Origin of the sequence: Eubacterium oxidoreducens (assembly GCF_900104415.1) — a bacterium.
GTDB classification, from domain to species: Bacteria; Bacillota; Clostridia; order Lachnospirales; family Lachnospiraceae; genus Eubacterium_C; species Eubacterium_C oxidoreducens.
Genome location: NZ_FMXR01000004.1, coordinates 18,625 through 42,751, shown reverse-complemented (window position 1 = coordinate 42,751; position 24,127 = coordinate 18,625). Strand labels below are relative to the sequence as shown.

General features: G+C 38.5%; 26 protein-coding genes. 4 read left to right on the top strand and 22 right to left on the bottom strand.

The window, feature by feature from the left end; all coding sequences use genetic code 11:
* A complete protein-coding gene (locus BLS20_RS00240; protein WP_090170737.1) occupies positions 1–864 on the top strand; it encodes a patatin-like phospholipase family protein in 864 nt (287 codons plus the stop codon).
* Here BLS20_RS00240 and BLS20_RS00235 read toward each other — a convergent pair.
* The 10 genes from BLS20_RS00235 to BLS20_RS00190 all read right to left on the bottom strand — a co-directional run bounded on the left by BLS20_RS00235 (position 859) and on the right by BLS20_RS00190 (position 12,535).
* The gene (locus BLS20_RS00235) at positions 859–2,319 is read right to left on the bottom strand and encodes an HD-GYP domain-containing protein (protein WP_176762212.1); all 1,461 of its coding nucleotides are present in this window, start codon (positions 2,317–2,319) and stop codon (positions 859–861) included. The two genes, BLS20_RS00240 and BLS20_RS00235, sit on opposite strands and share 6 nt — an antisense overlap.
* A gap of 38 nt (positions 2,320–2,357) precedes the next feature.
* The gene (locus tag BLS20_RS00230) at positions 2,358–4,382 is read right to left on the bottom strand and encodes a hypothetical protein (RefSeq protein WP_090170730.1); all 2,025 of its coding nucleotides are present in this window, start codon (positions 4,380–4,382) and stop codon (positions 2,358–2,360) included.
* A 147-nt stretch (positions 4,383–4,529) separates the two neighbouring features.
* The gene (locus BLS20_RS00225) at positions 4,530–5,558 is read right to left on the bottom strand and encodes a lysylphosphatidylglycerol synthase transmembrane domain-containing protein (protein ID WP_090170727.1); all 1,029 of its coding nucleotides are present in this window, start codon (positions 5,556–5,558) and stop codon (positions 4,530–4,532) included.
* An 18-nt stretch (positions 5,559–5,576) separates the two neighbouring features.
* Positions 5,577–6,971 carry a radical SAM/SPASM domain-containing protein gene (locus tag BLS20_RS00220; protein WP_090170724.1) on the bottom strand — a complete coding sequence of 465 codons (1,395 nt, stop codon included), beginning with the start codon at positions 6,969–6,971 and terminating at the stop codon, positions 5,577–5,579.
* A gap of 118 nt (positions 6,972–7,089) precedes the next feature.
* A complete protein-coding gene (locus tag BLS20_RS00215; RefSeq protein WP_090170721.1) occupies positions 7,090–8,037 on the bottom strand; it encodes a D-2-hydroxyacid dehydrogenase in 948 nt (315 codons plus the stop codon).
* 5 nt (positions 8,038–8,042) lie between these two features.
* Entirely contained in the window at positions 8,043–8,480 is a 438-nt protein-coding gene (locus BLS20_RS00210; protein ID WP_090170717.1) for an NfeD family protein, read from the bottom strand.
* 17 nt (positions 8,481–8,497) lie between these two features.
* The gene (locus BLS20_RS00205) at positions 8,498–10,219 is read right to left on the bottom strand and encodes a glycosyl hydrolase family 18 protein (RefSeq protein ID WP_090170714.1); all 1,722 of its coding nucleotides are present in this window, start codon (positions 10,217–10,219) and stop codon (positions 8,498–8,500) included.
* A gap of 224 nt (positions 10,220–10,443) precedes the next feature.
* Entirely contained in the window at positions 10,444–10,641 is a 198-nt protein-coding gene (locus tag BLS20_RS00200) for a hypothetical protein (protein ID WP_090170712.1), read from the bottom strand.
* Positions 10,642–10,683: 42 nt separating this feature from the next.
* Complete coding sequence (locus BLS20_RS00195) at positions 10,684–11,139, bottom strand: hypothetical protein (RefSeq protein WP_090170709.1); 456 nt, start codon at positions 11,137–11,139, stop codon at positions 10,684–10,686.
* Positions 11,140–11,224: 85 nt separating this feature from the next.
* The gene (locus tag BLS20_RS00190; protein WP_090170707.1) at positions 11,225–12,535 is read right to left on the bottom strand and encodes a serine/threonine protein kinase; all 1,311 of its coding nucleotides are present in this window, start codon (positions 12,533–12,535) and stop codon (positions 11,225–11,227) included.
* A gap of 258 nt (positions 12,536–12,793) precedes the next feature.
* Here BLS20_RS00190 and BLS20_RS00185 point away from each other — a divergent pair, with 258 nt between their 5' ends.
* Positions 12,794–13,588: an adaptor protein MecA gene (locus BLS20_RS00185; RefSeq protein WP_090170705.1), complete on the top strand. Its 795-nt coding sequence runs from the start codon at positions 12,794–12,796 to the stop codon at positions 13,586–13,588.
* A 142-nt stretch (positions 13,589–13,730) separates the two neighbouring features.
* Here BLS20_RS00185 and BLS20_RS00180 read toward each other — a convergent pair whose 3' ends face one another.
* Positions 13,731–13,934, bottom strand: coding sequence for a DUF1858 domain-containing protein (locus BLS20_RS00180; RefSeq protein WP_090170702.1), 204 nt, complete (start codon positions 13,932–13,934; stop codon positions 13,731–13,733).
* A 253-nt stretch (positions 13,935–14,187) separates the two neighbouring features.
* Here BLS20_RS00180 and BLS20_RS00175 point away from each other — a divergent pair, with 253 nt between their 5' ends.
* Positions 14,188–14,358, top strand: a complete 171-nt coding sequence (locus BLS20_RS00175; protein ID WP_090170698.1) for a DUF362 domain-containing protein — start codon at positions 14,188–14,190, stop codon at positions 14,356–14,358.
* A 135-nt stretch (positions 14,359–14,493) separates the two neighbouring features.
* Here the strand turns inward: BLS20_RS00175 and dnaB are convergent, their stop codons facing one another.
* The 8 genes from dnaB to BLS20_RS00135 all read right to left on the bottom strand — a co-directional run bounded on the left by dnaB (position 14,494) and on the right by BLS20_RS00135 (position 20,830).
* On the bottom strand, positions 14,494–15,825 hold the full coding sequence (dnaB, locus tag BLS20_RS00170) for a replicative DNA helicase (protein ID WP_090170695.1): 1,332 nt from the start codon (positions 15,823–15,825) through the stop codon (positions 14,494–14,496).
* Positions 15,826–15,835: 10 nt separating this feature from the next.
* Positions 15,836–16,285, bottom strand: a complete 450-nt coding sequence (gene rplI, locus BLS20_RS00165) for a 50S ribosomal protein L9 (protein WP_090170692.1) — start codon at positions 16,283–16,285, stop codon at positions 15,836–15,838.
* A gap of 14 nt (positions 16,286–16,299) precedes the next feature.
* Positions 16,300–18,372, bottom strand: coding sequence for a DHH family phosphoesterase (locus BLS20_RS00160; RefSeq protein WP_090170689.1), 2,073 nt, complete (start codon positions 18,370–18,372; stop codon positions 16,300–16,302).
* Positions 18,373–18,569: 197 nt separating this feature from the next.
* Positions 18,570–18,830, bottom strand: a complete 261-nt coding sequence (gene rpsR, locus BLS20_RS00155) for a 30S ribosomal protein S18 (RefSeq protein ID WP_090170686.1) — start codon at positions 18,828–18,830, stop codon at positions 18,570–18,572.
* A gap of 30 nt (positions 18,831–18,860) precedes the next feature.
* The gene (locus BLS20_RS00150; protein ID WP_090170683.1) at positions 18,861–19,322 is read right to left on the bottom strand and encodes a single-stranded DNA-binding protein; all 462 of its coding nucleotides are present in this window, start codon (positions 19,320–19,322) and stop codon (positions 18,861–18,863) included.
* A gap of 71 nt (positions 19,323–19,393) precedes the next feature.
* Complete coding sequence (gene rpsF, locus BLS20_RS00145; protein ID WP_090170679.1) at positions 19,394–19,684, bottom strand: 30S ribosomal protein S6; 291 nt, start codon at positions 19,682–19,684, stop codon at positions 19,394–19,396.
* Positions 19,685–19,830: 146 nt separating this feature from the next.
* Complete coding sequence (locus tag BLS20_RS00140; protein WP_090170676.1) at positions 19,831–20,019, bottom strand: DUF951 domain-containing protein; 189 nt, start codon at positions 20,017–20,019, stop codon at positions 19,831–19,833.
* An 85-nt stretch (positions 20,020–20,104) separates the two neighbouring features.
* Positions 20,105–20,830, bottom strand: a complete 726-nt coding sequence (locus BLS20_RS00135; protein ID WP_090170672.1) for an NAD-dependent protein deacylase — start codon at positions 20,828–20,830, stop codon at positions 20,105–20,107.
* Between the two features lie 177 nt (positions 20,831–21,007).
* Between BLS20_RS00135 and BLS20_RS00130 the strand changes: the two genes are divergently transcribed.
* Positions 21,008–21,463 carry a MarR family winged helix-turn-helix transcriptional regulator gene (locus BLS20_RS00130; RefSeq protein ID WP_090170669.1) on the top strand — a complete coding sequence of 152 codons (456 nt, stop codon included), beginning with the start codon at positions 21,008–21,010 and terminating at the stop codon, positions 21,461–21,463.
* A gap of 11 nt (positions 21,464–21,474) precedes the next feature.
* On the opposite strand, the gene rsmI is transcribed toward BLS20_RS00130, so the two are convergent.
* From rsmI to BLS20_RS00115, 3 genes are read right to left on the bottom strand one after another with little or no spacing between them, the layout of a single operon-like run.
* Positions 21,475–22,332: a 16S rRNA (cytidine(1402)-2'-O)-methyltransferase gene (rsmI, locus tag BLS20_RS00125; protein WP_090170666.1), complete on the bottom strand. Its 858-nt coding sequence runs from the start codon at positions 22,330–22,332 to the stop codon at positions 21,475–21,477.
* Positions 22,333–23,082 carry a tRNA1(Val) (adenine(37)-N6)-methyltransferase gene (locus BLS20_RS00120; RefSeq protein ID WP_090170663.1) on the bottom strand — a complete coding sequence of 250 codons (750 nt, stop codon included), beginning with the start codon at positions 23,080–23,082 and terminating at the stop codon, positions 22,333–22,335. It lies immediately after the preceding gene.
* Positions 23,075–24,109: a PSP1 domain-containing protein gene (locus tag BLS20_RS00115; RefSeq protein WP_090170660.1), complete on the bottom strand. Its 1,035-nt coding sequence runs from the start codon at positions 24,107–24,109 to the stop codon at positions 23,075–23,077. The genes BLS20_RS00120 and BLS20_RS00115 overlap by 8 nt, the downstream gene beginning before the upstream one ends.
* Between the last annotated feature and the right edge of the window lie 18 nt (positions 24,110–24,127).

Genomic DNA, 24,127 nt, shown 5'->3' with positions numbered 1-24,127 from the left:
ATGGGAAAAGTAGGACTAATTATGGAAGGGGGCGGTATGCGCTGTGCATATGGCGCTGCCTTATTAGATAAATTTTTAGATGATGGCATTTCTTTTAACTATGCCATTGGTGTTTCTGCCGGTGCTGGTTGCCTTGTCTCTTATCTTGGCGGGCAACGTGACCGTAACTTTCGATTCTATTCGATTCATTTAAATGACCCAGATTATTTTGGAGCTCGTTGCTTTCTGAGAAATGGATCATTTTTTAATCTGTCTCATATCTATCATGACATGATTATACATGACGGCGTCGATCCTTTAAATTACCGTAACATTATGGATAATCCCTGCGAACTTGAAATGGTGACCACAAATGCCCATCATGGAACCGCGGAATATTTGACCAAGGATGATCTTGCACAAGATGACTATTGGGCTCTCATGGCTTCGTGTGCTATCCCCATTGTCTGCAAACCCACTTCCCATAACGGTCGTATCTACTATGATGGTGGTGTTGTCGACTCAATTCCTGTTGCGCGTGCTCTCTTTAAAGGCTGCGACAAATTAGTTGTACTTCTTTCAAAATCACGTGATTACAAGATGACTTCGCAAAAATACCCTCTTCTTTATCATATGCTTCTTCACCGATATCCATTAGTCGCAAAAGCTCTTGATAAGCGACATCTGGTTTATGAAGCTTCCCGTAGTAAATGTTTTGAGCTGGAAAAAAAAGGGCAAGCGTTTTTATTTACACCATCTCATGACCCCGGAGTTACGCCTTATACTAAAAATGCTACATTACTCAAAGAATTTTATGAAATCGGACTACAAGATTATGATAATAGGAAAGAAATGTTGCTTCAATTTCTTAATACTTCTTTATAGAATCTCCCATTGTATTTCAAATTCCGTAATCTGTGACAGCCGAAAATACTCTGATATATTCCACTCAAGCAGTTCTTCCACATCCTCCTTGTTCATCGTCTCTTTCACCAGAACAATCTGGTTACTTGAGAACCGCTTCGTGCGAATCGTATCATCAAGCTTTCGGATAAAATTATCTTCTAGCGTATAAACGACCTCATCCATACGCTCCATGTCAAAAACGTCATTACGAATTGGCGTAATCGTAATCAGCGCCAACGTTTTACCTACACGCTCCGATAGCGGAATTTCACGCTCTATTAACTTTCGATCCGCTTCAAGTCCGATATCTTTCGGCAAATCTTTCTTCACATTCTCTTCCATATATAACTTCAAATTACAAAGCTTAGCATGGTATAGTGCACATCTTGCGCGATCCAAAGCTGCTTTAAAGTTCCACTTCTTTTCATTCACAGCTAGTCCGGCCACAATAGAAACTCCAAGAATGTCCGCCATTTTTTGAATCTCCTGGTAGCGCAGTTTCAATTTATGATTGTTCTCCATATAAACGAGAATGCGATTTTCACTAACCCGACTGATAATCTCAGAGGAATTCAATATTTCACAAACACGATCGCAAAAAGAAAACAGTTTTAAATCCGCAGCGCGATGCCCTTCATTTGCAATCAAGTCATCAAAATTATCCATTTCCATAATACCAAGAATCCCATGAAATGAACTAAGTCGTTCATATTCGGTTATCTGTTTCGCCATATATTCTAAGGGAACAAACCGACTCCAACATTTTGGCGTATAAGAATCCAGGCTCCAGCCCACATAATGCATTCTGTCACCCATCCTCATTTGCTTTTCATGAATATCCTTGGCTTCCTGTAAAATGGCATCAAATCGTCCATCTCGAAGACAAGAAATTGCAACATCTGTCACAACCGGATCGAACTGCGTTCCTCTCCCCTTTAATAGTTCTCCTGCAATAGCTTCCTTCGTGTCTACATTTCTTTGATATCGACGATACGAGGTCATGGCATCAAGCGCATCCGCAAGTGCAAGAATCCGAATGGAAAGTGGAAGTTCTTCGCAATACATTCCGTAATACCCCTTCCCATCATATCTCTCATGATGAAATTTGGCGGCCATCACGTAGAGTTTGCTATTATTCAGATTCGTTAAAATGTCTGCACCAATTACCGTATGCGATTTCATAATTGTGAATTCCTCTTCCGTCAACATGGACGGTTTATTCAGAATATTATCCGGAATTCCGAGTTTTCCAATGTCATGAAGACGAGCCATTCTCTCAAGCTGTTCTAAGTCTTTGCCCTTCATCCCCATCTGTTTTCCCATAATCACGACAATCAGGGCCACTCGTTTCGAGTGACCCTCTGTCTCTGTATTTTTCGCATCCAGCAAACTTGCGATTGCCTCTATGACTTCTAAAGAAGATTTTTTCTCCATACAGCTCATCCCCTTAGTATCATCTATATACTTATAGATTATTCCAATTCTGATGGCTTGTCTACCTCATAATCAGAATAAGATGGAACTTCCTGTGCATTCGAAGTCTTATCATCCGTAGAATAAGAACCAACAGTAATGGTATAAGAACTATCACCTTCTACATATACAGTTCCATCCTCTCCAACGATAGAAACAGTATTACCATCTTCATCGGTAATTGTTCCTGCATTATACAAATCATCCACTTCAGAATCTGCCGTTACGGTCCAAGTAGAATCCTCGGAAATATATACATTACAATATCCATCTCCACCATCACCGGCATAAGTTTCATCGTCTACGAAACATCCGGTTAAAGAAGAACCATTTGTCATATAAAAGTCGAGCGTTGAAATACTATCATAAATGATTTTGCCCTGCATCTGCTGATCATCAGCGGTAAAAGTACAGTTGGCACCATTTTCACCTTCCGTTCCCCAACCTCTCTCATTGGTATTACCGGTTACCTGTAAGAAGAAGTCATTATCATCCGAATAATTAATATCAACGTCAGATAATAAGATTGTACTTTCCGTATTTGTTGTATAGAATAGACCACCATTTTCTGAATTGATGGTTCCTCCTACCATTTCAAAATCACTGTTTCCGACCTCAGAATCACCAGACATACTCTGATATAAAATAACCGTCCAGGTGTTATCATTTTGCTCATCATCCGGCATATTTCCCGTTAATGTTGTATCAAATAATCGTAAAGAATTTAAGCCTTCAATACAGACAGCTTCTGAACCTGTTGCAGTTAGTTTTGCGTCATTAATGGTAATATCTGCGGTACAATAAACTGCAGGAGAGCCCGTACCGTTAGAAGTATAAGTACCTCCGTCAACAACCATCGTTCCGCCTCCACGGTCACTTCGAATCGCTGCTGCCGATTCTCCATTTGTCTCCACGCTAAGATCCCATGCATAGAGAGCTGCGCCTCCTGCAACATGAATGCCTCCGGAAGTATCCTGCTGCGTTGTAATCGTCGAATCTGCTACATATGTTACACCGCTATCATATGAAAATACTCCTGCCCCGCCGGCACTATCACTTGTGATACTGGCATTTGATAGAAAGAGATTTCCCTGTGTATTTAAAATAGCCGCACCAACGCCATAAAAACTAGAATTGTCTCCGCCTGTACTATCTGAAGAAGTTCTATCTACTGTAATGTTACTAAGAGAGACATTTGCGCCTTCACTTACCCAAATAGCTTCCTCATCCGTTCCTGTCGAGGTATAACTTTCATCACTTACCTGTGTATCTGATGTATATTCTGTCACTCCGCTATATGAAACATCCGTTGATGAAGTGCTTTCTCCTTGCTCTTGGTTCGATGAACTTGACGATACCTGAACATCTGTCAAGATGGTAACACTTTCTATATTTCCACTTCCATCAATCGTAATATCTACAACCGTTCCTTCTGTAATATCATCCATTGATGCATCATCTTCTAAAACAGATTCATCCGAAATGGTAAATGTCATAGATGTATCCGATTCGATCAAGGTCTGTGAACCGGCTGCACCCTCTCCACCTTCCGGCGCTTCTCCTTGTGGTTCTTGTCCACCTTCTGATTCTGAAGTAGAAGTGCTCTTATCAGACTCTGTCTCCTCAGAAGCTTCTTCCTTTGTATCACTCATGGTCTTAGCTGTCTTACTGCTGTCTGTAGATGAAGTTTCATCTGTACTGCTATCTGTAGATGAACTATCCTCTGTAGAACCGGAACTTTCCGATGATTTATCTTCACTCGATTGTTCTTCTGAAGAATCCTTGCTATCTTCCGGCACTTCACCAGAAGGTGCTTCTCCTCCCTGGCCTGCGCCCATACCACTGCTTAAACTTCCTACTGTTACGGTTATTTCATCACCATCTACCGCAGTTACTTCACCTACTATTTCCGTGGATGTAATTGATACATTACTTGAACTGCTGCTGCATCCCGCCATCATAGCTCCAGCAGAAGCTATCACTCCTGCCAAAAGCAGACATTGCATTTTTTTTGTATTTTTCATGGTAAATTTCCTCCATTCATGTTCTTATGTATATCTACTATACACATAGTAATTTCCTTATGTGATTGTTTCATGAATGTTAGATGATTACTTTATAAAAATATCCTTCCTTGTTTCTACAGGCATGAGCGCATTTCTCACGTCCTTTTATTGCCTTGACTCTTCTTCGTTTATTATTTTAAATTGTTTAAATCCACTTTCCCCTTTATCTCTCCGATGCAAAATCACAAATACAATTCCAATTAAAAACGGTACAATAAATGTTGCAAATCGATATAGCAATACGGAAGATCCTGCATACGATACACCAACTACAACGCCATAAAGCATCGTATAGACAAATTCCGTGGAAGCCACTCCGGCAGGTGCCGGAATTACAGCTGCAATCATAACCGATAATGCCGTTATCGCCCATGACTGCACAATTGTAAGATCTGTAAACTGATACATCAAAATATAAGGAATGGAATACCAACAAGCCAGCTTTAGAAAATTAAGTACGATCATCTTCAAGATAAGACTTTTTCGTTTTATCATATCCATAAAGGACTCTTCTAAAACCACAACATTTTCTTCTAAAAGTGCTATCTGTGCATCAAACTTTCCGCTTTTATTTATCTTTTTTGCCAAACCAACTACTATACTATGCGCCTTGGGCCAGCAGCCTAGCAGCGTAATTCCCAGACATATACCAAATGTCAAAACATAGCCAACTATCAAATACCCCTTGTAGGTGCTGTAATGCTCTGCCATAAACTTCCAACTGATCAGAAAAAACACTGTGGTAAACAGCATGATACTGATTCTATGAAAGACATACATCATGGTATAGACACCCGTTCCTTTTGAGTACTCAAGCCCCTTCTTATCAAGGTAATATACGGCTGCCACCCCGGCGCCACCTCCGAGTGTCGCCACTCTATAGAACGCGGCATAAAATGCACATGCCACACAATGACCGTAATGGATGTCTTTACTATGAACTCTGCTTAATAAAAACAGAATACCACCTTCGAAAAGGTGGTATATCACAGACACAAGACACACCGCTATGATAAGCCATAGCGATGTCTGTGCGATTTGTTGCATAATAGTTCCCGCAGAATCGTGGAATGTGTATATCACGATCAATATTAAAATTATTACAAAAATGACTTTTGCCAATGTCTTTTTCATACTGCCACTACCTATGCTTTATTTTTTCTTATAATTGGTGTATCCGACCTTCTCAAAATGGCCTTTTGTCCAAAGTTCATCTGCCTTATCAGCCCAGTCCTTTGCGTACTCCTCACATTTACCACATAAATGTTCCACACTTTCTGGTGACTGAAGGTCTGTGGACTTCGCTCCACTTTCCTGTACCATCTTTTGAAGTTTCTCCGGATTCTCCAGCATCGGACATGGACGAAGATGATTGTCATTAAATGGCTGTCCATCGCGATATGCCATAAATAAAGGCTGTTGGAGACATTCTAATAAGGTATTCTCTCGAATATTTGCACCTGAATAGTGAATAAATACACAAGGCTCTGCATCACCATTTGCATTAATATGGAAGTAATTTCTTCCTCCGGCGATACATCCTCCAACATACTCACCATCGTTTTGGAAATCCATAACGAAGATGGATTTACCAGAATCCATTCCACGTACTTCGCGGATTCTATGATAGATATATTCTCTTTGCTGCTTGGTTGGCATCAATTCTTTGTCAGCTTCATTTCCAACCGGCATAAAATGGAAGTACCATGCATAGCGGCATCCATGTTCCACCAACAGGTCAAAGAACTCATCGGAAGTAACAGCTTCCATGTTTTTTCTTGTATAACAGACACTTGTTCCGAAAAACAATCCATATTCTTTCATAAGATCCATCGCATGAAGAACTTTCTTGTATATGCCGTCTCCACGTCTAAAATCATTGGCCTCCTCAAATCCCTCTAAGGATATGGAGAATGAGAAGTTACCAAGTTCTTGTACTTTCTGACAGAACTCTTCATCAATCAAAGTACCATTCGTAAAGGAATGGAAGGCACATTCACTATGCTTTTTGGCAAGCTTTAACAAATCGTCTTTTCTTACAAGCGGCTCTCCACCGGTAAACATATAGAAAAATATGCCAAGCTCTTTTCCCTGCGTTACAATACTGTCCATTTCTTCAAATGTCAGATTTAATTTATATCCATATTCTGCTGCCCAACAACCGGTGCATCGTAAATTACATGCACTAGTTGGATCCATCAAAATCAGCCATGGTATATTACAATTATAGACTTCACGGTTTTCACGAATCATTCTGGTTCCATGGAAAGCTGCCTGATATCCGAGGTTTAAAGCTGTCATTTTTGCAACATTCGGATGTACCTCATCGAGCATCTTATTTACAAACTTCATCCATTTATGTTCCGGATTCTTAACAATAGCTCTTGCACCTTCATATGCATCTTTGCGAAATTGATCTCCCATAAACTTCTCTGCAAGATCTATAATTTCTAAAAGTCCTTTTTCACGATCCTTATTTACCTTTTTCAATGCTACATCAATTGCAACGCTAAAGGCTTTTCTTTCCAACTTTTGTGGAATTCTCATATTCTACCTCCAATTACCATACTTTCTTTTCTCTTATCAATCTACATATTGTAGCATCTTACTCTTTTTTATGATGCCCGTCAAGAATATGAGCCACTTGTTTAGAAAAATTTTTCATTTATTCATCTAAGGAAGATTCGATATATTCTTTCATTTCATCATGAATAATCTGCATCAGGCGGTCTCTTGCATCTCCTGCAGCCCATGCAATATGCGGCGTAATGAGAAGCCTTGTGGAATCCTTTAACTTTGCAAACGGACTTTCCCTGTGCATCGGTTCCTTGCACAGTACATCTAATCCTGCTGCGGCAATCTCATCTTGCTTCAGCGCATTTGCCAGATCTTCTTCCACCACAATCGGACCTCTTCCTACATTAATAAAGATTGCATTTTTCTTCATTGCCTCAAACGCTTTTGCATTCATTAAGCCCTGTGTTTTTTCATTTAAAGGCGCATGTACGGATACAATATCACTCTTTCTAAGAAGTTCTTCAAAAGAAACTCTCATATATTCCGCATCATCATGATTTCCTCTTGTGGAATAATAAATCACCTTACATCCAAACGCACTGGCAAGTTCCGCCACACGGCGGCCAATCTGTCCAAGGCCTATAATTCCCCAGGTCATTTTGCTAAGCTGTGCAAAAGGTTTTCCCATATGTGTAAACAAATCGCTATTAATATAAGCTCCTGATTTGACATATTTATCATAATAATCTAGTTTTTCCAGCAGATAAAACAGCATGGCAAATGTATGCTGCGCAACGGATTGCGTAGAATAACCCTCGGCATTACGCCATGCAATGTTTCGTTTCTCCAAATAGGCTTTATCGAGATTATTAGTACCGGTTGCCGTGACGCAAACTAATTTTAATTGTTTTGCTCTTTTTAAAGTGATTTCATTCATTGGCATCTTATTGACAACAACAATATCGGCTTCATCAATTTTATCTTCGATTTCTTCTGGCTTTGACAGACTGTACATTCTCACATTTCCAAGCTTTTCAAATGCTGATAAATCCACGTCATCGCCAACAGAGTTTCTTTCTAAAAACACAATTTCCATTTTCTTTATTTCCTTTTTTCTACGATTAGTTTTACGCCGGAAACTTGTGCAACCTGCACTTCCTCACCCGGCTCATATGTTACCTTAGCGTCCTTAGAGCGAACCGTCCATTCCATTCCGTCCAATGTTCCTTTTCCGGTTCCTTTTTGTGCATCAACAGTCTCCGTAATCATAACCGATTTTCCTATGGCACCTTCAACATTACTTTTAAAAGTTTTACGGTTAATATACTTAAGCGCAAATGGTCTTGTAAAGAACAACATAATCAAAGATACTATGACAAATCCGGCCAACTGCCATCCAAATGCCAATTTGCATCCGTAAATAATCATTGCTACTCCTGCACCGCAGGCAAACCAGATTGTTGTCAAGCCAACCGTCGCAAGTTCTATCACGACACAAGCCACTATAATTACAAGCCAAACGATTAATAATGGTTCCATATTCATCCTTCTTTCTACTACTGAACATATTTATTGACAAGGTCCCATATGGTACTTCTTTCAAATCCAGACTTCCAAAAGGCTGCTCCTGCAAGGTTATTTTCCTGATATATCTTAAGCTTAGCCTCTAAAGATGTTTCCTCCTCCATCCAGATCTTATAAGTCTTTCCATCTGCTTCATATTCTGCATAATATTGTTGTAATTCTTCATTCCATGTCTTATTTGCATCATTTTCTTCTAAAATAGTATCGGCTTCATCCATTCCCACTGCCGTGCTACTTAGCGTATAGCCATTTTCAGCATCTTCATCCGGTGTTTCTTCCCAAAGTCTTGCATAAAACGGAAGTCCAAGAATAATCTGTTCGGCCGGCACTTCTTTTAATGTATTTGTTACACTTTCTGTTACATAATTTATAGAAGAAACACTGCCTTCATCGCTTCCTGCATAATGTTCATCATAGGCCATAATGACTACATAATCTGCAAACGCTGCCTGTTCACTTCTATTATATGCGGTTGTATATCCGGACGGCACATAATTATCCACGGATAAAATGACATCATTTGCACGGCATTTTATAGATAATTCCCGAATCAATTGTACAAATCCCAGCGCTCCTTGTGTACTTAAGGACTCAAAATCCAGATTGATTCCGTCTAATCCATATTGAATCGCTGCTGCCATAATCGAATTTACCAGATTGGTTCGAAGTGATGTTGTGGTTAATACCTTCTCGCAATCAATATCTGTATTTTCCAGATTACTGACAAGTGCCCATACTTCCACATCATTTTCATGGCATGTCTGTACATAATCCAGACTCGCAATTGATGCAATACCGCCGTTTTCGTCATTCATATAAAACCAGGTCGGAGATATTACATTAATTCCACTTGAACGCGCAAGCACTGTGGATATAGAATTATTAGCTGATTGGTTCGTAACCTGATGCCATAACAAATTAACCTTCTCATCCTTTAAGTTATGACTGATTTCTTCTTCCTGGAAATCATTTGCCAATGTGACTTCTTTTGTATCCGACATCAATGAATTTTTCATATATCCAATCATGCCATCTTCTGTCATAACCTTTGTCCAGTTTTCTCCACCTTCTATAATCGTTACGACTTCGTCCTTTTCTAAGGTATCTACAATCTTACTTTTTATTCCGCCTTTTACTCGAATCGGTGTTTCCTTTTTTGCAGTTGCCTGCGTGATGGTCTCCCATTTCGATGTAATAACAGCGCGATTCGGACTTTCATAAGCCTGGTGTGTTACATTTGCATAGATTTCAACAAAATCCAAAGCTACATAAGTTTCATCTTCCTCTATCATCACTACCTGGTAAGAAGTTTGTATAACTTCTTTTCCCGCTGTATAAGCTGCTTCATTTGCATTTGCCTTAATTACTTCATTCGCCGTTGTATATAATAATATCTTTTCATTTGAATCCCAATAAAAGCGTTCATTTATCGACTCTTGCAGAATGTCATATGGAACATATACTTCTCCATTTATATATTTTCCAAGCGTCTCATTCTTCTCCCGATCAATTATGAGTGCAATATCCTGTTCTTCTTCTATATTATAGTAAGTATTCAAATCAACTGTTTCACTGGTTGGTGTATACTTTTTCACCAGAAAAGCCAGTGCCGCAATAACGACTATGACAACAATCACCAGTGCGATCAACAATTTTTTCTTTCGCGCTCTTTGGGCTTTTTTTCTGCGTCCCATGATGCTCCTCCTTAGCTCCCCTATTAATCTGAAACGATTATATCATACTTCTTGTATTTCCCATAATCTATCTATACATAAAGCGGCTACACAAAAGTATTCTTCTCTTGTGCAGCCGCCTGTTTCATCTTAAAAATCTATAATCTTATTTCCAATCCAAATCCTTCTCCTAGTTTCTGATTGTTAATAAGTTACATTTTGGTATATAAGTCCTTTTTTTACAATTATTCTGTAATCCAATCAAATCGGATTTCCTTTAATTTCCCCCCTTCAAACACGTAATCTCGCATGTACTCTCCCCCATCTTTTACGCAAAGATGTTTTGATATATTATGCGCTGTAATCAAACGACCAGATAATCGAATAATTACTCCATGATTTTCATAATCTTTAAGTTCCACTTCTAATTCCTTTCCATCCATTTTCCATGCCCCTCCTGGTACTATTCGCTTTGTAGTAGAAGTTTATAGTGGTAACAATAACTGTAAAAACCGATAACTTTCCTGATTGATTCGAAACGGATCTTCAATGAACGGCATTCTAATTAGTCTGACACCATACATTTTTTCATATGCTTTTTGCAAACTTCTGCTTCCTGACAGTATTACAATTTTTTCGTCCTTTTGTTCTCCTTGTTGTTTCATTCTTTCGAGAAATTCTCCCGTTATTGCTGCCTTCCGAGGAAGAATGCTGCTTACGATAATTCTAACATCTAAATAATTCACCCGTTCCAGATATTTATCCATACGGCTTCCAATATCAAATATTACACACTCATATTCCGTGCATAATTTCTCTTCCTCTTCCGGCACAACAATTCCTTTCTTCAAAAAACCGGATTGAACTAACTGTCTGTTTTCGCTTTCATCTACAATTATAGTTTTTTTCCCTTTTATATCTTTTGTATATTCGCTTATCATCAGACTTAATTGCGTCGTTCCAAGCCCCCTAGAAGCGCCGCATACCCCGATTCTTATTTGCTGCTTCCCTGTCCGTTTATGAAATTTAATTCACGATACCTCCTTTCTTAAATGACTCCCAAAACTGAACCCGTTGCTTACTTAAATAAAATGGGTTTGATTGTCGGTTAAATGATAGGACATCCTTTTTCAGATAGTTTTCGAGTCGTTTTTTTAGTACTGCATCTTCACTGTTTAGTACCACTTTTACTTCAAACATTTCTTCCAATTCCTTCAGTTCCTCAGCGGCTTTTGACCATAACCAACAACTTCCATCCATTACGTAAATCAGCAATTCTCGCTCCGCCTCATCTTTCGCACTCATGCAAAGCCTAAGTCTTTGCGTCCCGTAATCTTTTACCTGAAGCGGTGCATTTACTTCAACCTGAAAAGACTCTCCATATTGAGGTATTCCCACAAAATGATCAAAGAAAATAATACCTCCTGACTCTTTTATGTCCATAAAGGTCTCCATCAGCATTCTTAATAAACCGGATGAATTTTCCTCTACGTATACCGCACTGTCTGATTGTTGTTTGTTTAAATAACTGACTAAAGAAATCGCTATATGTGTTGTCCCGACGCGTGGAGCACAACCCATAATAAAAATGTCTTTTTTAAGATGTCTGCCTTCCGATCCGTGGTGTTTTAGCTTCAAAAGATCCATTCTCAGCGCCTGTATGGACTGATATCTTTTATTCGGATTCTCCTGTAGCATTTTTATTAGAATTTTTTCTAATTTTTTGGAAATTACTTTCCTTCTTGGGGGATACTTTTTTGATTTTCCGGGATAATACTGGTGAAAGATTAGATAAAAAAGGACACTGCCAAGTTCATAGATATCTGTCCTGCAATCCATGTCCTTTCCGGAATATTTTTCAGGCGCAGCAAATTCACATGTAAATCCAACTGTATTTTCTTTCCTGCACCCAATCGTAGCCATTCCGAAATCAATCAGCTTTAATTGCCCTCCGCTCAATATGATATGCTCTGGCTTTAAATCCAGATAGAAAATCGGTTGCGGCTTTTGTAAATGAAGATAGTCTAAAATATCACATAACTGAATTGCAAAATCCAATATAACTTCCTGTGACACCTCTTGCTCTTCTTCAAAATACCTAAGCAATGACAATCCTTGTACATACTCTTCTACGATATAATAGTACTCATTGTCTTCTTCAACATCATATATGATTGGAATTCCCGGATGTCTAAGATTCTTTAATAGATCTGCTTCTTGAAGCAGTGAAGGCGGCGTTGAACGTGTCTTAGAAATACACTTAATCGCTCGATAATCCTTCAACTTATTATGTTCTGCCAGATACACCTTGCTACTTCCTCCTGAACCTAACGGCATAAGTAGCCGGTATCTTTCAGAAATATATGCATTTTGTATCTGTCTGACACTCCTTTCTTGTAAGTCGCGTCGCAGACATCTTGTTACATTTATATCACAATTTTTTTCTATTTGACAAGTCCTATTTTTAACTTTGTTAAATTTTGCTAATAAATTAGTCCTCCTTCTTGACTATCGAGCCAAGATTGTTTATACTACGTTTACTTTACAAATTGTGTATTTTAGCTATTTTTACGACTGAAATGGGGTGATTTACTCATGAAAATAGAAAAAATCTCAGATAACCAAATTCGTTGCATTCTCACAAAAGAAGATCTTGATACCAGGCAGCTTAAAATAAGTGAATTGGCTTATGGTTCTGAAAAAACGAATTTGTTATTTCGCGATATGATGGAACAGGCTTCTTACGAATTTGGATTTGATTCAAGCAATATTCCGATTATTGTTGAGGCAATTCCTATGTCTGCAGATAAGATTGTATTATTGATTACAAAGGTGGAATATCCGGAAGAACTTGATACGCGATTTTCAAGTTTTTCTCCAATGAACGAAGAGGATTCTTTTACCGGTTTTGATGACCATCTTTCCAAGGATTATCCTACAGATGCGGAGGAAGCATTGGGATTATTTGGAAAAATGCGGGAACAACATCAGGATAAGAAAAATTCAGAACGAAAGGAACCTCATTTTACTCCACTAGGTCAAGCTGTTTCCAATGGATTCAAGACACAACCGGAGCCAGCTCCTAAGGCACACGTGAATATTTTTAAATTGTTCACATTTCCTAATTTGGATGAATTAGTGCGTCTTAGCCGTGTAGTTTCTAATTTCTATCATGGAGAAAATACTTTGTACAAAAATCCGGTTTCCGGCAATTATTATTTAGTCGTTTCTAAATCCGATCATACTTTTGACGAATTTACAAAGCTATGTAATATCCTAGCAGAGTATGGCCATAATCAGAAATATTCGATTGCTACACAAGCTTACTTTGATGAGCATTTTGACGTAATCATTCAAGATCACGCACTTTTATCACTTTCTAAATTATAATTGTTCTTGTGGTATGTCATCTCCTGATGGCATACCTTTTTTTATCAGAACGTGTCAAACACAAATCGTTTCTTTTTATTAATCATAGTATAACCCCCAAAAAAAGCAGCTACCCGAAAGTAGCTGCCTAACCATCATGTGATTATTCATTCATGAAATCATTAATTGTCTCAACCAGTTCATCTGGATTTAATCCATGAACCAATGCTGCTTCTTCAATTGTTTCCATCTGTGAAGATGGGCATCCAAGACAATGCATACCAATTCCTAACAAAATTGGAGATACGTCCTTTTCCATTCTTAATAATTCACCAATCTTGGTTGTTTTCTCAATTACCTGTGCCATAGTGTAAACCTCCTAAGTGTGAAACTTTTCAACTTCATAATTACTTGTGCGCAATCAACTAGTTTGTTTATTATATAATGTTTTTTGCGATATGGCAATACTCTTTTACTCGTGATAAGCAAATCATATGCCTAATCATCGTTTACAAATATAACAAATGTTATGCTTGAATAACCGTATATTCCTGATATATGATAACAATAATCAATATTATATTTCATATTTGGAAAGATTTTAAAGGAGGATTTTAATCATGGCTTATGTAATTTCTGATTCTTGTGTTAGCTGTGGAGCTTGCGAAGGAGAATGTCCAGTAGGAGCAATTTCAGCTGGTGATTCTCAGTACGAAATTGATGCTGCATCTTGCATCGATTGTGGTGCTTGTGCTGGTACTTGCCCAACAGGTGCTATCGCTCAGGGTTAATTTATCAAGTAATTATATAAGCTTCCTGCTTTTATTATGCGGGAAGCTTATTTTTTTTGCAATGAAAAAGGTCCTGAAATTATCAGAACCTTTTTTTCATAGATTCTCCAGTGAATCCTATAATTCCATAAGTAACTATTTTCTCTCCTTGTTGGCAAATTTTGTATACTTCGGTAACCAGACAAGCTTCTGCGTTCCGATAGGACCATTTCTTTGCTTTGCAACAATTATTTCGGCTAATCCTTTATCTGCTGAATCATGATTATAATAATCATCTCGATATATGAACATTACCACATCGGCATCCTGCTCAATACCTCCGGACTCACGAAGATCCGAAAGCATTGGCCTATGATCCGGTCTTTGTTCAACTGCTCTAGATAGCTGTGATAAAGCAATAACCGGAACATTCAGTTCTCTGGCTAATGCCTTTAATGATCTAGAAATCTCCGAAATCTCATTTTGTCTAGATTCGCTTTTTCCACTACCGCTCATCAACTGCAAATAGTCAATAATTACGAGTTTTAAATCATGCTCTAATTTATATTTACGACATTTTGAGCGAAGCTCCGATACCTTGATGCCCGGAGTATCATCTATGATTAGATTAGAAGAAGCAATAGTTTCTGCTCCTTCAATTAATTTTTCCCAGTCACTGTCCGACATATTTCCAGTTCGAAGTGCCTGTGCATCTACTCTTGATTCCAACGAAAACAGTCGGTTTACCAATTGTTCTTTTGACATTTCCAAGCTAAAGATCGCCGTTGTCATATCTTCATGAAACGCAACATACTGTGCAACATTTAGTACAAATGCAGTCTTTCCCATAGACGGACGAGCCGCAATAATCACCAGGTCAGAAGGCTGAAATCCCGATAATTGATAGTCCAAATCTATAAATCCAGTCGGAATACCGGTTACATTACCCTGTACCTTTGATGCTTTTTCTATGCGTTCAAGGGCATTTACAACAACGGTATGAATCGGTACATAATCTCCGCCGCTTCTCACATTTAACAGCTGGAATATCTGTTTTTCTGTATCATTAAGAATATTTTCCATGCTGTCATTACCGGCATAGCATTGATTGGCAATGTTCTCGTTAATTTTTATCAAACGGCGCAAAACTGCTTTTTCATAAACAATTTTAGCATAATCTTTTATATTTGCCGATGTCGGTACCTGGCGAATAATGTCTGCCACATAACTCATGGAGCTTATTTCATCCGGTACTCCCTTTTCCTTTAACTTATTTTGCAAAGTGACTGCATCTACAACTTCTCCTGCATTTACCATTTCTACCATTGTTTCAAATAAAATTCCATATGTACTTTGATAGAAATCATCTCTTGTTAGAATTTCTGCAGCTTCAACAATTGCGTCTTTATTAAGGAGCATTGCTCCAATAACAGACTGCTCTGCGTTAAAGGAATTCGGCATTTCTTTTCTAACTAATGCCTCTTCCATTTTATGTCTCCTATTCTTCTGTCACTTTGACTCTAAGTACAGCTTTTACCTTTGGATGAAGTTTTATGGTCACCTCATGGACACCAAAACTCTTAAGTGATTCCGTAACCATTTTTTTCTTATCTAATTCAAGACCTAACTGCTCCTTCGTCTTTTGCGCAATTTCTTTGGTGGATACGGAGCCAAATGGTTTTCCTCCTGTGCCAGATTTCATTTTAATTTCTACAATCGTATCTTCCTTCTCAAGATTATTCTTCAGTGCAACGGCTGCCTCATAATTTTCCTGAGCAATTTTGTCATCATTTTTCTTTTGCAGCTTCAAATCATTCATATTTTTGGGAGTTGCTTCCACTGCCATCTTCTTTGGAATCAACTGATTTCTTGCATATGCATCTGCTGCTTGTACGATTTCTCCCTTTTTTCCAAGGGATTTTACATCCTGTAATAATATTACCTTCATAATTAGTCTGCTCCTTACAATGTAATCTGTCCTTCTTCAATTAATTCATTCAATGTCATCTTCAATGCTTCTTCCGCATCTTCTAACGTTGCATGCTCTAACTGCGCTCCGGCAACGCTCAAATGACCACCACCACCTAATCGTTCCATAATCAGTTGGACATTAATCTCATCTATCGATCTAGATGAAATATAAATCTTATCATTATACTCCGTTAATACAAACGAAGCCTTAATTCCTATAATATTTAAAAGTTCATTTGCAGCCTGAGCGCCGACAACTGTTGGACTTTCAAGCTCGTCAGCCGGGCAGATGGAAATGGCAAATACGCCCTTATATACCTGTGCATGTCGTACTGCTTCTGCTCTTGCCTTATAATCGTTCATATCATTTCGAAGAAGCTTTCGTACGCGAGTTACTTCTGCACCGCTTCGTCTCAAATATGCTGCTGCCTCAAATGTTCGAACACCGGTCTTGGTCATAAAGTTATTCGTATCAATCAAAATTCCGGCATAAATACTATCTGCCTCCTGATGGTTTAGTTTAATCCCATCTGTCAGATATTGTAAAATCTCCGCAACCATCTCACAGGTTGAAGATGCGTAGGATTCAATATACGAAAGCACTGCATTCTCAATTCTCTCATTACCCTGGCGATGGTGATCAAATACCACAACGGTCTTTGATTTTTTCAAAATTTCTTCGCACTCGGTATGTGCCGGTCTGTTTGTATCCACAACGATGACAACCGTCTTAGCATCACAAAAATCGATTGCTGTCTCACCATTAATAAACATATTTTCTTCATAACCATTTTCTTCTGTAAAAAATTCTTTAAACGGCTTTAGAGAAGATGTCACCTCATTTAATACAATCTTTGGAGTTCTTCCAAGCGCCTTAGCACCAACATACAATCCAATCGCCGCGCCAAAAGAATCTACATCTCCTATTTTATGTCCCATTATTAAAATATGTTCATGACTTTCTATAATCTCACGGAGTGCGTGTGCTTTTACTCGTGCTTTTACTCGAGTATTTACTTCGATTTGTTGTGTTTTTCCTCCAAAATACGAAATCTGATCCCCATTCTTGATTACAACCTGGTCGCCTCCACGTCCTAATGCCAGGTCTATTGCCATTCTTGCATACTCATAATTTTGTACATAGGTTGTCTTATTTACACCAATCCCTATACTGAGCGTCAAAGACATCTCATTTCCTGCTTTAATTTTCTTTACAGATTCAATTAATGAGAATTTATCTTCGATCAGACTTTGTAAATTAGCATACTTAAAGACAACATAGAACTTATCACGTTCCGTTCGTCTTACAATGGCATCATATTTCGAAAAATAATCCGAAATCTGTCTTGTTACGATAGCACTTACCATACTTGATTTCATGTCTGCCGTCTTATCCAAAACCTCATCATAATTATCTATATAAACAAGTGCTGATACCAATCTTTGTTCTTCGTTCTTTCGAATATATTCATTTAAACGAGTCTCATCAAACAGATATAAGGTGAAAATATAATCCTTTCTCTGCTGTTTTATATCCTTTGACCCCTGTGATTCACCTTCTGCCTGTGGAAGAACTTCCTGCATAAAAACCTTTTGAATAGACGCGCGATAATCTCTGTCTCCTAGATTTATATGCTGTTCCATTGTGTACACATTCTCACGTTGCAACCATTCTTTTGTAATGGTTCCAATAATGGCATTAATTGACTTATGATAGGTTCGCGCCCGTCCGGAAGTCTCTTGGAATTTTTTATTCATCCAAAGGATTTTTCCATTCTCATCTAAAAGAGCATACGGAACTTCAAATTCATTCAAAAGTCTTTTTTGCATTGTTCCATAGTGTGTTGCAAATTCTACCAGCAATTCTTGAATCTGTTTTTTGCTTCTTATATATGCCGGTATTGTAAATACAAGATAAATTCCAATCGCAATACTTCCAACTGCTCCCGCATATGGACTTAGAAAATAACTGATAATATCTGCAACTACAAATATTATTACCACCTGGAGTGGCCAGCGTACATGCGCCCGAAGGCTCGCTGTCAACTCATTTTGTTTTCCCATGTTTCCTCCTCACCCAGACTTATCTGAGGTTTCTTTCCCCTATAGGAAAAGAAAATATACCAACATGAATTATACCACGAAACAGATTATGACACAATTTCAGGGCACGAAATTTCGGCTGTAAATCAGATGTTACAACTTGCTGTAAAGGAAAAAAAACTCAACCATCAAAATGATGATTGAGTCTTATCAAATCTTTAGTCAGCTACGTATGGCATTAAAGCGATATGACGAGCACGCTTGATTGCTACTGTAAGAGCTCTCTGATGTTTTGCGCAGTTTCCTGTTATTCTACGAGGAAGGATCTTACCTCTCTCTGAGACATATCTCTTTAACTTTGCTGTATCCTTGTAGTTGATGACATTGTCTTTACCACAAAATACACATACTTTTCTTCTTCTACGTCCGCCTCTTCTCTTCATTGGAGAATCGGATCTGTTAGATTTATCGTAAGCCATCTTTCTTACCTCCGTTTGAATTCTAAATTGTTAGTTAAACGGTAATTGTTCATCAATTCCTTCCGGAATATTCATAAATCCTTCTCCCGGACCTTCTGTAGGAGCTGCAGGTGCGGATGATGGGATTGGTGCTCCTCCTCCGTTAAATGCTGCTGCATTCTGCTGTGAAGCATTTTTACTTTCTGCAAATTCCTGATCTTCTACGACAACTTCAGTTGTATAAACGCGTTGTCCTTCTTTATTCTCATATGATCCTGTCTGGATTCTTCCGGTAACAGCGATTTTAATTCCCTTATGGAAATATTTCTCAGCAAATTCACCGCTACGTCCAAACGCAACGCAATTAATAAAATCTGCTGTCTGATCACTGTTTTTGTTGAATCTACGATCTACTGCTAATGTATATCGTGCGATTGCCATAGAGTTCTCGCCCTGTGAATAACGGACTTCCGGATCTCTGGTCAATCTGCCCATGAGTATTACCTTATTCATACTTGTTCTCCTCCTTATAAGTGGAGACTCCTTAAATTTCTATCGAAATCTACGCGATTAGAGTCTTTGATTTATGCCTCGTCTGCTCTTACGCATAAAAATCTAAGAACGTTGTCCATGATTCGAACATTTTCTTCAATCTGTGCAGGTGCATCTGCCTCAGCATCAAACTGTACGAAATAGTAAAACGCTTCTCTCATCTTCTGGATCTCGTAAGCTAATCTCTTCTTACCCCAGTCTTCAACGTTTGTTACTGTTCCGCCTGCGCGAGTGATGTAGTCCTGTGCTTTAGCAACTACTGCAGCTCTTGCATCGTCCTCGATTTTTGCACTAACAACGAGTGTTAATTCATACTTGTTCATGCGAATCGTACCTCCTTTTGGTCTCTGGCCTTCTGTCCTAGCAGAAAGCAAGGAAATTTTTCTTCTATCCGTCAATCGGATAGCTGTGTTAATTTATACCACGGAAATTCATATTAGCACAATTCCCCTTGAACTTCAAGATATATTTATTTATTTTCTTGCGAAATTATTTTTTTTATATTCTTTTCCGATTTTGATCTTGCCACCATAACAAGTCGTCCACATCCAACACATTTCAACTTGAAATCTGCACCAATGCGAAGCACCTCCCATTCATCGCTTCCGCAAGGATGCTTCTTCTTCATTTGCAAAATATCTCCCACTCGGATATCCATCTAGCTTCCTCCTTGTAAGGCTATCCTTTGTTGTTTTCTTCCCCGACTGCCTCATGCTTGTATCTGGGGACTTTGTCCGGCTAAGTTATATCTTGATTGCGCTAAACACCTGTCCAATACTATCATTAATGACCAGATTCGCCTTACTATCCATAGGTGTTGTCGTTTTATTTATCAGCACCAGCTTATCTCCATTATAATAGTCAATTAATCCTGCTGCCGGATATACTGCAAGTGATGTTCCACCGATAATCAACATATCTGCTTGTGAAATAGCTTTGATTGATTTTGTAATCGTATCATTATCTAATCCTTCTTCATACAATACAACATCCGGTTTAATCATTCCCCCACACGCATCACACTTTGGAACTCCTATACTTTCCAATATATAGGATGCAGAATAAAACTTCTTACACTTCGTACAATAATTGCGAAGCACACTTCCGTGCAATTCATAGACAGCCTTTGATCCTGCTGCCTGATGAAGGCCATCGATATTCTGTGTAACAACAGCTGTTAATTTCCCTTTTTCTTCCATTTCCGCTAATTTCTTATGTGCGTCATTAGGTTTTGCATCCAGACACAACATCTTATCTTTATAAAAGCGATAGAATTCATCCGTATGACGCATATAAAAGGTATGACTTAAAATGGTTTCCGGTGGAAAATCATACTTTTGATTATAAAGCCCATCCACACTTCGAAAATCCGGAATTCCGCTTTCCGTCGACACACCTGCGCCACCGAAAAATACAATTCGCTCTGATTCATCTATCATCCTTTGCAATGTTTCAATTTCTGCTGACACTTGCGATTCCTCCTCCACATCTATTTGTTTTATTATAGCTTGTTTCAGATTAAAAATCTACGAACGCTCTGATGTTTTGACTATCAAGATATCTTGTTTCTTTTCCTGTCTTCTATTATAATATTTTCATAAATATGCAGTAAGAAATTTTCAATTTTTAGGGAAAGAAGGGCTTGCATGGGAAATACCTATGATACCTTTAATGAGATTCTGGTTCAATTATTTAATGATATTACCGATATAGAGGCACAAGCAATTATCACAGAAGAATTTAAAGATATTTCCAACAACGATTTTCATATTATTGAAGCCATTGGTTGCGAAGAACCGCAAAGCATGTCTTCTGTTGCACATAGACTTAATGTCACAGTTGGAACGCTTACCATTGCAATTAATAATCTGGTTAAGAAAGGCTATGTTAATCGTGTTCGAAGTGAAAAAGACCGGCGCGTTGTGTTGATTTCGCTTCTTGAAAAAGGTCAAAATGCTTTCTATCATCATAAAAATTTCCATGATGAAATGGTCAAAGCAACCGTTGAAGGTCTTACGGATGAGAACCGTCAGGTTCTTGTTACTGCATTATCTAATCTTAGCAATTTCTTTAAAAATTATATGAACCGCACTAACAGCTAGTGCGGTTCGCTTTATTCTTCCTTAAGCAGTTCATTATAAATATCACGTTTACTAACACCACGATCTTTTGCTACCATCTTCATCGCATCTTTTCTGGCGATTCCCTGATTTTCATATACTGCCATATGTTCTTTAAGACTCATCTTCTCCCAGTGTTTTTGCTCCTCTTGTTTTTGCTCCTCAAAGCTCTTTCCTTCTATGATTAATACATATTCTCCTCGAGGTTCTTGAGTCTCATAATGCGCAAGCGCATCTTGTATCGTTGTAACAAAAATATTTTCATAGCGTTTTGTTATTTCTTTTACCAAGGTTATCTTTCGGTTTCCCAATTCCTCAGATAGTTCTTTCAACGTCTTTTTTAAATGATGCGGTGCCTCATAAAGGATAATGGTGCGGCTTTCCACTTTAAGCTGATTCAGGATATCACGCCTTAATTGTTTATCTTTTGGTAAAAACGCCTCAAAACAAAACCTGCGTGATGGCATTCCGGATAATGCCAACGCACTTACACAGGCGCAAGCTCCGGGTGCAATTGTAACCGTCACGCCAGCCTCATGGCACATTTGAACCAATTCCTCTCCAGGATCGGAGATTCCCGGCATTCCGGCATCGGTAATCAGCGCAATATTCTTTCCCTCCTTGAGCTGGTGAATCAGTTGGTGCGCTTTTTCTATCTTATTAAATTCATGATAACTTGTCATTAGCGTCTTGATTTCGAAATGATTTAACAATTTTATAGAATTTCTTGTATCTTCTGCTGCTATTAAATCAACTTCTCTTAATAAGCGGACCACCCGATAGGTGATATCCTCGAGATTGCCAATTGGTGTCGCACACAAATAAAGTGTGCCTCCATGTTTTTCTTCCATCTACTTTCCCTTTTGTTTACCGTAAATTTTGTATATTTCCTCTGTGTACTCACCATTTTTTTCATAAACGATCAATGGTTTTTCCACCGTTATTCGCGACTTTGCTCCTTTTATCCCCTCTATAAGAACCATTGTCGGTTCCTTATCGATATACGGATATACAAGCCGCATTCTTTTTGGCTCAAGTTTCGCCTTCACCATTTCATTCATGATTTCTGCCAACCGGAAGGGGCGATGTACCATATAAAAATGTCCTTTTACTTTTAATAGTTTTGCGCTTTGTGTCAAGATATCCGCGAGATTGCAAGCCACTTCATGTCTCGCTATCGTCTTGGCTTCTTGCACATTTCTTAGTCCATGCTGCGCAATCATATACGGCGGATTTGTTGTCACGACATCAAAAGAAGATGCTCCTAACAGATTAGCAGCATCTTTCATATCTCCAATCACTATTTGGATTTGTTTTTCCAAATCATTGTATCTGACACTTCGGCGTGCCATATCCGCGCTTTCTTTTTGAATCTCGAGCCCCGTTATCTGTGCACCTTTGTCCTTGGCACATAATAGTATTGGAATAATGCCATTTCCCGTTCCCAAATCGGCAATCTTATCCGTCGGTTTTGCCTTAGCAAAATCGCTAAGTAGTACTGCATCCATGCCAAAGCAGAACCTTTGAGGATGTTGGATAATTTGATATCCTTTTATCTCAAGATCATCAAGTCGCTCGCCTTCCTTCATGAACTCAGTCAAGCTTAGAGCCTCCGTCTGTATCTTCTAACATTTGAAGTTCTTTTTCTTCATCCGTCAATTTTGTTTTATCTTTATTGTTCTTGTGACGATTCTTATTCTTATTTTTATTCTTAGTTTTATTATTTTTGTTGTTTTTATTACTATCCTTTGCGCTTGTTATTTCCTCTTCACAAACTTCCGTTTCTTCTTCTTGTTCCAGATTCTTTTTCTTTTTTCTTGTCTTAAACTTTAGGTCCGCAACCGGATATTCTAGAATCTCTCTTTCATCGTCATGTTCAACTACTATTTTTACAAGCTGTCTAAGAACATTTATCTGTATCACTTCGCCCTTTTCACCGGTCGGTGTAAGAACTCTATCTCCCGGATTTGGTAAGCGTTTGTTTAGATATTCATAGGTTTCTTGTTCATTTCTAAGACAACACATAAGTCTTCCGCATGTTCCGGATATCTTGGTCGGATTAAGGGAAAGATTTTGTTCTTTTGCCATCTTTATGGAAACCGGTGCAAAATCACTTAGATATGTATGACAGCACATAGGTCGTCCACAGATTCCGAGGCCTCCCATGATCTTGGTTTCATCTCGAACTCCAATCTGGCGTAGCTCAATTCTAGTGCGAAAAACACTCGCAAGATCTTTTACCAACTCTCGAAAATCAATTCTTCCATCTGCTGTAAAATAAAACAATAATTTATTGTTATCAAATGTGTATTCCGCATCTACAAGTTTCATCTCCAGCTCGTGCTTGCGAATCTTTTCCTTGCAAGTCTTAAATGCTTCTTTTTCTTTTTCTTTATTCTTTTCTACCTTTTCATCATCCTGTTTTGTCGCAATTCGCATCACAGGCTTTAAAGGCTGTACGACCTCATCATCGGCCATCTTCCGATTTGGCACAACAACGCGTCCATATTCTACGCCCCTTGCAGTCTCTACAATTACATGATCCCCAAGAGTTACCTGATTATCCATCGGATCAAAAAAATAGATTTTCCCTGCCTGGCGGAATCTTACGCCAATTACATTTACCATTTATGGTTTTCCTCCAGC

Excerpts from the sequence above, each read along its gene's own strand:
- BLS20_RS00240 (WP_090170737.1), top strand. The coding sequence starts at position 1 with ATGGGAAAAGTAGGACTAATTATGGAAGGGGGCGGTATGCGCTGTGCA.
- BLS20_RS00235 (WP_176762212.1), bottom strand. The coding sequence starts at position 2,319 with ATGGAGAAAAAATCTTCTTTAGAAGTCATAGAGGCAATCGCAAGTTTG.
- BLS20_RS00230 (WP_090170730.1), bottom strand. The coding sequence starts at position 4,382 with ATGAAAAATACAAAAAAAATGCAATGTCTGCTTTTGGCAGGAGTGATA.
- BLS20_RS00225 (WP_090170727.1), bottom strand. The coding sequence starts at position 5,558 with ATGAAAAAGACATTGGCAAAAGTCATTTTTGTAATAATTTTAATATTG.
- BLS20_RS00220 (WP_090170724.1), bottom strand. The coding sequence starts at position 6,971 with ATGAGAATTCCACAAAAGTTGGAAAGAAAAGCCTTTAGCGTTGCAATT.
- BLS20_RS00215 (WP_090170721.1), bottom strand. The coding sequence starts at position 8,037 with ATGGAAATTGTGTTTTTAGAAAGAAACTCTGTTGGCGATGACGTGGAT.
- BLS20_RS00210 (WP_090170717.1), bottom strand. The coding sequence starts at position 8,480 with ATGGAACCATTATTAATCGTTTGGCTTGTAATTATAGTGGCTTGTGTC.
- BLS20_RS00205 (WP_090170714.1), bottom strand. The coding sequence starts at position 10,219 with ATGGGACGCAGAAAAAAAGCCCAAAGAGCGCGAAAGAAAAAATTGTTG.
- BLS20_RS00200 (WP_090170712.1), bottom strand. The coding sequence starts at position 10,641 with ATGGATGGAAAGGAATTAGAAGTGGAACTTAAAGATTATGAAAATCAT.
- BLS20_RS00195 (WP_090170709.1), bottom strand. The coding sequence starts at position 11,139 with ATGATAAGCGAATATACAAAAGATATAAAAGGGAAAAAAACTATAATT.
- BLS20_RS00190 (WP_090170707.1), bottom strand. The coding sequence starts at position 12,535 with ATGCCGTTAGGTTCAGGAGGAAGTAGCAAGGTGTATCTGGCAGAACAT.
- BLS20_RS00185 (WP_090170705.1), top strand. The coding sequence starts at position 12,794 with ATGAAAATAGAAAAAATCTCAGATAACCAAATTCGTTGCATTCTCACA.
- BLS20_RS00180 (WP_090170702.1), bottom strand. The coding sequence starts at position 13,934 with ATGGCACAGGTAATTGAGAAAACAACCAAGATTGGTGAATTATTAAGA.
- BLS20_RS00175 (WP_090170698.1), top strand. The coding sequence starts at position 14,188 with ATGGCTTATGTAATTTCTGATTCTTGTGTTAGCTGTGGAGCTTGCGAA.
- dnaB (WP_090170695.1), bottom strand. The coding sequence starts at position 15,825 with ATGGAAGAGGCATTAGTTAGAAAAGAAATGCCGAATTCCTTTAACGCA.
- rplI (WP_090170692.1), bottom strand. The coding sequence starts at position 16,285 with ATGAAGGTAATATTATTACAGGATGTAAAATCCCTTGGAAAAAAGGGA.
- BLS20_RS00160 (WP_090170689.1), bottom strand. The coding sequence starts at position 18,372 with ATGGGAAAACAAAATGAGTTGACAGCGAGCCTTCGGGCGCATGTACGC.
- rpsR (WP_090170686.1), bottom strand. The coding sequence starts at position 18,830 with ATGGCTTACGATAAATCTAACAGATCCGATTCTCCAATGAAGAGAAGA.
- BLS20_RS00150 (WP_090170683.1), bottom strand. The coding sequence starts at position 19,322 with ATGAATAAGGTAATACTCATGGGCAGATTGACCAGAGATCCGGAAGTC.
- rpsF (WP_090170679.1), bottom strand. The coding sequence starts at position 19,684 with ATGAACAAGTATGAATTAACACTCGTTGTTAGTGCAAAAATCGAGGAC.
- BLS20_RS00140 (WP_090170676.1), bottom strand. The coding sequence starts at position 20,019 with ATGGATATCCGAGTGGGAGATATTTTGCAAATGAAGAAGAAGCATCCT.
- BLS20_RS00130 (WP_090170669.1), top strand. The coding sequence starts at position 21,008 with ATGGGAAATACCTATGATACCTTTAATGAGATTCTGGTTCAATTATTT.
- rsmI (WP_090170666.1), bottom strand. The coding sequence starts at position 22,332 with ATGGAAGAAAAACATGGAGGCACACTTTATTTGTGTGCGACACCAATT.
- BLS20_RS00115 (WP_090170660.1), bottom strand. The coding sequence starts at position 24,109 with ATGGTAAATGTAATTGGCGTAAGATTCCGCCAGGCAGGGAAAATCTAT.